This window comes from Enterobacter sp. 342 (genome assembly GCF_036663495.1).
Classification (GTDB): Bacteria; Pseudomonadota; Gammaproteobacteria; order Enterobacterales; family Enterobacteriaceae; genus Enterobacter.
On record NZ_JAWUEI010000139.1, the window covers coordinates 1 to 446 of the forward strand.

Below are 446 nucleotides of genomic sequence, written 5' to 3' on the forward strand. Positions count from 1 at the left end.
TTGGTTGCGGGGGCCGGATTTGAACCGACGACCTTCGGGTTATGAGCCCGACGAGCTACCAGGCTGCTCCACCCCGCGTCCGTCTTTCTACTTCTGTAGAAACTTACTTCTTCAAATTTGATTGGTTGCGGGGGCCGGATTTGAACCGACGACCTTCGGGTTATGAGCCCGACGAGCTACCAGGCTGCTCCACCCCGCGTCCGTCTTTCTACTGTTGTAGAAGATACTTCATCAAATTTTAATTGGTTGCGGGGGCCGGATTTGAACCGACGACCTTCGGGTTATGAGCCCGACGAGCTACCAGGCTGCTCCACCCCGCGTCCGTCTTTCTACTGTTGTAGAAGATACTTCATCAAATTTTAATTGGTTGCGGGGGCCGGATTTGAACCGACGACCTTCGGGTTATGAGCCCGACGAGCTACCAGGCTGCTCCACCCCGCGTCCGT

General features: G+C 55.4%; 4 tRNA genes. All 4 read right to left on the minus strand.

What is annotated here, in order from left to right:
- Position 1: 1 nt before the first annotated feature.
- Positions 2 to 78: transfer RNA gene (locus V6E55_RS25645), tRNA-Met, on the minus strand.
- A 44-nt stretch (positions 79 to 122) separates the two neighbouring features.
- Positions 123 to 199, minus strand: a tRNA-Met gene (locus V6E55_RS25650).
- Between the two features lie 44 nt (positions 200 to 243).
- A tRNA-Met gene (locus tag V6E55_RS25655) sits at positions 244 to 320 on the minus strand.
- Between the two features lie 44 nt (positions 321 to 364).
- Positions 365 to 441: transfer RNA gene (locus V6E55_RS25660), tRNA-Met, on the minus strand.
- Between the last annotated feature and the right edge of the window lie 5 nt (positions 442 to 446).